Source organism: Streptomyces ossamyceticus, assembly GCF_001418475.1.
In the GTDB taxonomy this organism is placed as follows: domain Bacteria; phylum Actinomycetota; class Actinomycetes; order Streptomycetales; family Streptomycetaceae; genus Streptomyces; species Streptomyces ossamyceticus.
In genome coordinates, this window is the sequence record NZ_LIQX01000608.1 from 1 (window position 1) to 7,918 (window position 7,918).

General features: G+C 73.9%; 8 protein-coding genes. 5 read left to right on the forward strand and 3 right to left on the reverse strand.

The window, feature by feature from the left end:
• On the forward strand, window positions 1-596 hold a 596-nt coding region (locus AOK15_RS34595), incomplete at its 5' end, for an ATP-binding protein (RefSeq protein WP_157870461.1).
• Window positions 597-635: 39 nt separating this feature from the next.
• Here AOK15_RS34595 and AOK15_RS34600 read toward each other — a convergent pair.
• Window positions 636-1,406: a DUF899 domain-containing protein gene (locus AOK15_RS34600; RefSeq protein WP_055522266.1), complete on the reverse strand. Its 771-nt coding sequence runs from the start codon at window positions 1,404-1,406 to the stop codon at window positions 636-638.
• 229 nt (window positions 1,407-1,635) lie between these two features.
• Here AOK15_RS34600 and AOK15_RS34605 point away from each other — a divergent pair, with 229 nt between their 5' ends.
• On the forward strand, window positions 1,636-2,250 hold the full coding sequence (locus AOK15_RS34605) for a dihydrofolate reductase family protein (RefSeq protein ID WP_055522267.1): 615 nt from the start codon (window positions 1,636-1,638) through the stop codon (window positions 2,248-2,250).
• A gap of 92 nt (window positions 2,251-2,342) precedes the next feature.
• Here the strand turns inward: AOK15_RS34605 and AOK15_RS34610 are convergent, their stop codons facing one another.
• Window positions 2,343-3,494 (reverse strand): cobalt-precorrin-5B (C(1))-methyltransferase, encoded by a 1,152-nt coding sequence (locus tag AOK15_RS34610; RefSeq protein ID WP_055522263.1) that lies wholly within the window; start codon window positions 3,492-3,494, stop codon window positions 2,343-2,345.
• A gap of 18 nt (window positions 3,495-3,512) precedes the next feature.
• Between AOK15_RS34610 and AOK15_RS34615 the strand changes: the two genes are divergently transcribed.
• Window positions 3,513-4,259: a cobalt-precorrin-6A reductase gene (locus AOK15_RS34615; RefSeq protein ID WP_055522264.1), complete on the forward strand. Its 747-nt coding sequence runs from the start codon at window positions 3,513-3,515 to the stop codon at window positions 4,257-4,259.
• Window positions 4,260-4,478: 219 nt separating this feature from the next.
• On the opposite strand, the gene AOK15_RS34620 is transcribed toward AOK15_RS34615, so the two are convergent.
• Window positions 4,479-5,111, reverse strand: coding sequence for a precorrin-8X methylmutase (locus AOK15_RS34620; RefSeq protein ID WP_055522268.1), 633 nt, complete (start codon window positions 5,109-5,111; stop codon window positions 4,479-4,481).
• Between the two features lie 200 nt (window positions 5,112-5,311).
• Between AOK15_RS34620 and AOK15_RS34625 the strand changes: the two genes are divergently transcribed.
• On the forward strand, window positions 5,312-5,863 hold the full coding sequence (locus AOK15_RS34625; protein ID WP_055522265.1) for a GNAT family N-acetyltransferase: 552 nt from the start codon (window positions 5,312-5,314) through the stop codon (window positions 5,861-5,863).
• Window positions 5,864-6,084: 221 nt separating this feature from the next.
• A partial coding sequence (locus tag AOK15_RS34630) for a right-handed parallel beta-helix repeat-containing protein (RefSeq protein WP_079058872.1) occupies window positions 6,085-7,918 on the forward strand: 1,834 nt, incomplete at its 3' end.

Genomic DNA, 7,918 nt, shown 5'->3' on the forward strand with positions numbered 1-7,918 from the left:
TGCTCGCCCTGTACACCGACGGCCTGCTGGAGGCGCGGGGCCACGACATCGAGGAGGGTCTCGCCCGGCTGCGCGACGCCCTGGTCCGGCCGGCCGCGTCCCTGGAGGCCACCTGCGACGCCGTACTGGGATCACTGCTCCCCGCGCGTCCGCCGGACGACGTAGCCCTGCTGCTGGCCCGTACCCGTGCCCTCGGGGCCGAGCAGGTCGCCGACTGGGATCTGGAGGCGGATCCGGCGGCCGTGAGCCGGGCCCGGGCGAACGTCGCGCGGCAACTCGCCGTGTGGGGTCTGGAGGAGCTGGACTTCCTGGCGGAGCTGGTGGTGAGCGAGCTGGTCACCAACGCCATCCGCTACGGCCGGCCCCCGATCAGGCTGCGGCTTATCCACGACCGCACGCTCCTGTGCGAGGTCTCCGACGCCGGCAGCACCACCCCCCATCTGCGCCGGGCCAGGGTGTTCGACGAGGGAGGGCGCGGTCTCCTCCTCGTCGCCCAGCTCGCGGAGCGCTGGGGCACCCGCCACGCCCGTCGCGGCAAGACGGTCTGGGCCGAGCTGAACGCGTCCGCCGCGCTCCCGGACATGACCTTCCTCTGATGCCTTGGACTCAGTGGTGGGGGCCGTTGAAGCCTTGGCTCAGTGGTGGGGGCCGTGGCGGCCGAGCGTGTCCACCGGGGTCGCTCCAGGGCGGGACCACTGGGGGACGGGTCGGCTGGTCGGGCCCCAGGTGGGCTCGCCGTCCGCGTCCGACCGCCAGGACCAGCAGGGGCTGCCTCCCTCGGGCTTGTCCTCCCAGGTCTCGCCGCGGCCGTACGGCGTCATGTCGAGCAGGCCCAGCGACCCGTTGACCCTCTCGTTTCCGCGTCCCGTCGTGGAGTAGGTGAGGAACACGCGGTCGCCGTCGCGCAGGAAGCAGCTCAGGTGGCCCATCGCGCCGCCGACCGGCTCGTCCAGGCCCCGCACCGAGTACCAGGGCTGGGTGTAGCCCATGAACGCGACGTAGGCGGCCACCTCGTCCCAGGGCCCCGTGGTCAGGACGGCGAACGAGACGCCGCGGGCGTTGAGATAGACGGCGTCCTTCAGATGCCAGGCCGTGGTCGTGCAGCCCTCGCACTGTCCCTGGTGGGGGGCGCCGTCGTACCACATGTGTTTGTAGACCACGAGTTCCTCGCGGCCCTGGAACAGCTCCAGGAACGGGACCGGGCCGTCGGGGCCGACGACCTCGACCGTCCCGTCGAACTCCACCATCGGCAGTCGGCGGCGGGCCGCGGCGAGCGCGTCGCCCTCGCGGGTGTGGGCCTTCTCGCGGACCAGCAGCGCGTCGCGGGCGGCCTGCCAGGTCGCCAGATCGGCGACCGGCGGGCGGCCCGGCTGCGCGGCGGTCGAGGGGTCCGGCGTGCTGGTCATGGTGTCCTCCGTGGTCTCACGTGCCGGGCCCGCCGGGCGGGGCCCGACGGCGGTCACCAGAACAGACTCCCCGCCCGCGCGGAACTCATCGCCCCACGACCCGCTCACGCGGCGGCGGACATCCCGGAGGGCGCGGCGAGGATCCCGGCGCACGTCGAATGCGGCTGCTCCCGATCGACGTGAGAGTGAACCCGTACTCCCACGACCCCAGGAGGCCTTCCTCGTGAGCGTGACCGTGACTGCGGATATGGCCATCTCCCTCGACGGCTACGTCGCCGGCACCGACGTCCGTGTCGACAACCCGGGCGGCTACGGCGCTGAGCCCCTCTTCGAGTGGATCCATGACCTGGCGAGCTGGCGGGAGCGCCAGGGCATGACCGGTGGCCGGGAGAACCGTGACTCCGAGCTGATGCGGGAGTGGTTCGACGCCACCGGGGCGGTCGTGATGGGCCGGATGATGTACGACACCGGCGAGGAGTTCTGGGGCGCCGACCCGCCGTTCAGGACGCCGGTGTTCGTGCTCACCCACCGCCCCCGGCCGACCCTCGTGAAGGAGGGCGGCACCACCTTCACCTTCGTCACAGACGGCATCCACAGCGCCCTCGCCCGGGCCAGGGCCGCGGCCGGGGACCGGAATGTCGACATCGCGGGCGGCGCCGACACCGTACGGCAGTGCCTCAGGGAGGGGTTCATCGACGAACTCCAGCTCCATGTGGTGCCCGTCCTCCTCGGCGACGGCCTGCGCCTCTTCGAGGACCTGGGCGCCGTACGACGGGACCTCCGCCCCATCCGCGTCGTCGACACCCCGCTCGCGACCCACCTCAAGTACCGCGTCGTGAGGTGACCGCGGCACGCCTGTCGTGAGGTGACCGTGGCACCCCTGTCGGTGCGGTGATCGCGGCGCCCCGGTCGTCAGGCGACCGTGTTCCCCGGGCGTCAGGCGACCGTGCTGCGGCCCACCACCGTGCCCGCCCGGTCGATGCAGATGACGTCGACGGCGACCGGCGCCCCGCGCAGGACCGTCAGGGCCTCGTCGCGGGCCGCCGTCGCCACCAGGTCGCCCAGCGGTACACCGGCTGCCGCGCACAGTTGGAGCGCGGCGAGCCCGGTGTTGGCGGCGGCCACCTCCGCGGCCAGGGTCGCGTCGGCGCCGCCCCGCCGGGCCAGCTCGGCGAGGAGTCCCTTGTCGACCTGGGAGCGGCCGGAGTGCAGGTCGAGGTGGCCGGCGGCGAGCTTCGAGAGCTTGGCGAAGCCGCCGCAGATCGTCAGGCGGTCGACGGGGTGGCGGCGGATGTACTTGAGGACCGCGCCCGCGAAGTCGCCCATGTCCAGCAGCGCGTCCTCGGCAAGCCCGTACTCGGCGACGACCGTCCGCTCCGACGTGGACCCCGTGCACCCGGCGACATGCGTACGGCCCGCCGCCCGCGCCACGTCCACGCCCCGCCGGATGGAGTCGATCCACGCGGAGCAGGAGTACGGCACCACGATCCCGGTGGTGCCGAGGATGGACAGACCGCCGAGGATGCCGAGCCGGGGGTTCCAGGTGGAGCGGGCGATCTCCTCGCCGTGGTCGACGGAGACGGTGATCTCGACGTCGCCGCTGCCGCCGTACCGCTCCGCGACCTCGGCGACGTGCTCGCTCATCATCCGCCGGGGGACGGGGTTCACGGCCGGTTCGCCGACGGGCAGGGGCAGACCGGGTCGGGTGACCGTGCCGACGCCGGGGCCGGCCCTGAAGACGACCCCGGACCCGGCGGGCAACCGCCGGACCGTGGCCCGCACCAGCGCGCCGTGCGTGACGTCCGGGTCGTCGCCCGCGTCCTTCACGACCCCCGCCATGGCGTACACGTCCGTCAGCTCCTCGGCGGCGAGCGCGAACGACGGGGTCTGGCCCTTCGGCAGGGTGATCGTCACCGGGTCGGGGAACTCCCCGGTCAGCAGGGCGGTGTACGCGGCCGTCGTCGCCGCGGTCGCGCAGGCGCCGGTGGTCCAGCCGGGCCGCAGCCCGGTGTGCTTGAGTTGGGCCGCGCGACCGCCCTTCGCCGTACCGGCCGGCCCACCGCCGCGCTGCTCGTCACTGCTGTTCATGAACGGACCCGGACCCCCATGCACGTACTGATACTCGGCGGAACCACGGAGGCCCGCCGCCTCGCCGAACTCCTCCACGGCACGCCCGGACTGACCCTGACCAGCTCCCTCGCCGGACGGGTCACCGGCCCACGGCTGCCCCCGGGCGAGGTCCGCGTCGGCGGCTTCGGCGGAGCCGAGGGCCTCACCGGGTGGCTGCGGGAGCACCGGGTGGACGCGCTCATCGACGCCACCCACCCTTTCGCCGGGACCATGAGTTTCCACGCGGCGCGGGCCGCCGCCGACGCCCATGTTCCCCTGCTCGCCCTGCGCCGCCCCGGCTGGGTCCCGGTGGACGGCGACGACTGGCACGAGGCCGCGTCCCTGGCGGACGCCGCGACCCTGCTGCCCGCACTTGGCCGGCGGGTGTTCCTCACCACCGGGCGCCTGGGCCTGGGCGCCTTCGCCGGCCTCGACGAGCTGTGGTTCCTCGTCCGGTCCGTGGAACCGCCCGAGGCCCCGCACCCGGCCCGCATGGAGGTCCTCCTCGACCGGGGTCCCTTCACCCTCGACGGGGAGCGCGCGCTGCTGCGCCGCCACCGCGTCGACGTGCTCGTGACGAAGGACAGCGGGGGAGCGGCCACCGCGCCGAAGCTCACCGCCGCGCGCGAGGCGGACCTGCCCGTGGTCGTGGTCCGCAGGCCCCCGGTGCCCGAGGGCGTCCCCGTGGCGGCGGACCCCGAGACGGCGGTGCGCTGGGTCGACGAGCACCTCACGGGCCGCTGACCGCGCGCGGTAGGGCCGAGGCCACCACGGCCGCCAACGCCGCCCGTGCCCTCAAGGGCGTCCGCGCCTTCAACGGAGCCGGTGCCTTCAACGGAGCCGGTGCCTTCAGCGGAGGCAGTGCCTTCAACGGAGTCTGTGCCCTCCACGCCGCTCGTGCCCTCGACGCCGACGGTGCCCTCGGTCACGTTCGCGATGGGTCCGCCCCGGGCCCGGTGCCCCTCACTCCTCCTCGCTCGCGAGTGCGTTGAGCGCGGCGGCGGCGATGGCGCTGCCGCCGCGACGGCCGCGTACGACGAGGTACTCCAGCCCCGATGCGTTCGCGGCCAGCGCGTCCTTGGACTCGGCGGCGCCGACGAAGCCGACCGGGACGCCGATGACGGCGGCGGGCCGGGGTGCGCCCTCCTCGATCATCTCCAGGAGGCGGAACAGGGCGGTCGGCGCGTTGCCGACGGCGACGACAGAGCCCTCCAGCCGGTCCCGCCACAGTTCGAGCGCGGCGGCACTGCGCGTGGTGCCGAGTCTCGCCGCCAGCTCGGGGACGGCGGGGTCGGCGAGCGTGCACACCACGTCGTTGTCGGCGGGCAGCCGCTTGCGGGTCACTCCGCTGGCCACCATCCGGACATCCGTGAACACGGGCGCTCCGGCGCGCAGCGCCTCGCGGGCGCGGGCCACCACGCCAGGTGAGTACGCCAGGTCCCGGACGAGGTCGACCATGCCGCAGGCGTGGATCATCCGGACGGCGACCTGGCTCACGTCGGCGGGCAGGGTCGCGAGGTCGGCCTCCGCGCGGATGGTGGCGAAGGACTGGCGGTAGATCTCCGCGCCGTCCTTCTCGTAGTCGTACGTGGTCACGGTGCTCTTCTCGCTGCCTTCGGTCGTCCTGCGGGCGTCGGCGCCGGGTCCGGGCCGCGTGCACGTCCGGCCGCCAGGGCGCCGGACGGCGAGCATATCCACGGCCGCCGCGACGTCCCGCACTCGGGCGGTGACCCTCAGGTGCGCCCCTTCCCCGTGCTGCACCGCGCGTCGCCGGTGGTTCTGCCACGCTGACGGACATGACGGTGCAGAGATCCCCTCGGTTCGCGCAGTTCACCCGGCCCGACGACGTCACCCCGAACCTGCGGAAGGAACTCACCGACTGCTGGGAGGACGTGGCCAACGCGGGCGGCGCGGTGCTAGCCACCGAGTTCCCGCCGCTGCCGGTGAGCACACACGACGTCGCGCCCGTCGTCGACGGCCTCGTCGGCACCCTGGATCCGGGGCGCGGCAGGCTCCTCGTCGCCACCGTCGGCGGTTCGCTCGCCGGCTGGCTGGTCCTCCGTCGCGAACCGCACCCGCTCGGCGCGCACTGCGGCACGGTCAACCATGTCCAGACCCATCCGCGCTTCCGGGGCCTCGGCATCGGCGCCGGGCTGATGCATCGCGTCCATGACATCGCACGGGACGAGATGGGCCTGGAGCGCCTGCAACTCTCCACCCGTGGCGGGCTGGGACTGGAGGACTTCTACCGCAAGGTGGGCTGGGAGGAGGTCGGCCGCTGGCCGGGCGCGCTGCGTATCGCGCCCGGCGACGACCGGGACGCCATCCTGATGAGCCTCGTCCTGTGAGCCCCTCACCCGACCCCTCACCCCTCCGACCCGGCCGACGCGTCCTGGCCGGTCACCTTCCGGGGCGTCCGCTCCCGCCGTAGGCGTGCCGCGCGCGACGAAGGTCGGCCGGTGCGGGCGGGAACGGCTACCGAAGTCGGCCCGGCGGCGACGATCGGCCGATCCGCCCGGCGCCGCTCCGCCTCGACGATGGAGGCCCCGACGAGCGGAGGAGCTGGCCCATGACGGACGTACGGGCACACGCGGAACGGCGACGACGGCGTACCCGCCTCGGCGTGACCGTCTGGGCCGGGGTGGCGGCGGTCTGCGTCCCCTGGACGGCGGCCCCCACGGCCGCCGCGACCGGCGGCGACCGTCCCGCGGCCCAGCTGTACGTGGCGACCTGGGGGCACGACGACTGGCCCGGTACGATCGACCGCCCGTTCGCCACCCCGGCCCGCGCCCAGCGGGCGGTGCGGGCCCGGACGGCCCGGACGGCCTCGGACATCGTGGTGAACCTGCGGGGCGGCACGTACCGCCTCCCCTCCCCGCTGCGCATGACCGGCGACGACTCCGGCCGGGGCGGGCACCGCGTGGTCTACCAGGCGTACGGCTTCGGGACGCCCGACCAGGAGAAGGTGACGCTCAGCGGGGGCCGGCCCGTCACGGGATGGCGGCCGGATCCGGAGCGCGAGGGGGTGTGGCGGGCGGACGTCGGCGGCCTGGAGACCCGCCAGCTGTACGTCGACGGCCGGCGGGCGACCCGGGCGAGCCTCGGCTCGGGTCTGCCGGGCGAGCTGCGGACCACCGCCACCGGCTACACCACCACCAGTGCGATCCCCCGGTCCTGGCGCCACCCCGAGGACCTGGAACTGGTGTACCGCTTCGACTACGTCGAAGGCCGCTGCGGCGTCGCGGACATTTCCCGGGGGCCGGGGAGGCGGACCACGATCACCATGGAGCGGACCTGCTGGAAACTGGCCCGCGACCTGTACGGCAAGGAGTCCCTCGGCGAGCCGTCCTTCGTCGAGAACGCGCCGGACTTCCTGCACCGGCCCGGCAGCTGGTACCTCGACCGCTCCCGGCCCGGCCGCCACCGGCTCCTCTACCGGCCGGCACCCGGCCAGGACATGCGCCGCACACCGGTGGTGGCGCCCGTCCTGGAGACCCTGCTCAGCGGCACCGGCCGCCCCGGCCGTCCGGTGCATGACATGGCGTTCCGAGGGCTGACGTTCGCCGACGCGACCTGGCTGGCGCCGAACGAGCCGGCCGGCTTCGTCGCCGCGTGGAGCATGTACATGAGGCCCGGCGGCAGGGCGGCCGGCGCGACGGAGGCCCGTACGGTGCCGGGGAACATCGCCCTCAGGACCGCCGAGCGCATCACCTTCCAGGGCAACCGGTTCGTCCGACTCGGCGCGCAGGGGCTGGAGTTGTCGGAGAGCAGCTCCCACAACACCGTCGTCGGCAACGTCTTCACCGACATCTCGGACGGCGGCGTCGTCCTGGGTGTCCTCCCGCCCGACACCGAGGGAACGAACCGCGGCAACCGGATCACCGACAACTGGATCCACCACATCGCGGCCGAGTACCACGCCGCGTCCGGCATCTGGGACACCGGCGGCCGGGAGACGACCATCGCGCACAACCAGGTCGACCACGTGCCGTACACGGGCATCCTCTCCGGCCCCAGCGAGGATCTGCGCGGTCTGATGCGGGGCGGCCGCATCGTCGGCAACCGGGTCTTCGCCACGAACCGGCTGCTGGCCGACGGCGGCGGCATCTACCTCCGCGGCGAACAGGGCACCTCGTACGCGGACGGCCTCGTCGTCAGCGACAACGCGGTCACCGACAGCCGGTACGGCGTGTGGAACGTCGGGATCTACACCGACGACAGCAGCAACTGGATGACCGTGCGCCACAACGTCGTCCACAACTACCGAGCCTCCATCGGCGGGTGCAGCGAGGAGTGGGGCAACCGCCCCGTGCGGCACGTCCGTTACCACGGCAACTTCTGGGACGACGCGGTCCCCGACTGGCTGCCCCGCCGGCCCTACCCCGGCGGGGCAGCCAGTCGGG